This window comes from Oleiphilus sp. HI0043 (assembly GCF_001634935.1).
In genome coordinates, this window is sequence record NZ_LWEY01000939.1 from 1 (window position 1) to 410 (window position 410).

Here is a 410-nt window from a genome sequence, read left to right on the forward strand (position 1 = left end):
GCAGATGCAGGAAGAATTCGTCAGATTCTTAACAACTTAGTTGGTAATGCGATTAAGTTTACCTCAGAAGGTAGTATTACAATTAAGGCTAGTTTGGTGCAGCAGAAGGACAGAAAGATATTGCGTTGTGCCATTGTTGACTCGGGTATTGGTGTTGAAGCCGAGAAGCTTGAACAGCTCTTTAACCCTTTTACCCAAGCAGACTCAAGCACAACCAGAAAGTACGGTGGCACGGGTCTCGGGCTTGCGATTGTTAAACAGTTGAGTGAGTTGATGAAGGGAGGTGTATGGGTAGAAAGTACACCTGGCAAAGGCAGCACATTTCGATTTGGACTTAATCTGGGTGTTGCTGAGGCACCGGAAGTTTCCCTGAAAGGTGAGTCAGAGTGTTCGGGCATTAAACCTCATGC

At 45.9% G+C, this 410-nt stretch carries 1 protein-coding gene; it reads left to right on the top strand.

Annotated elements, in window-relative coordinates; genetic code table 11:
- On the top strand, positions 1 to 410 hold a 410-nt coding region (locus tag A3729_RS10370; RefSeq protein WP_197475767.1), incomplete at both ends, for an ATP-binding protein.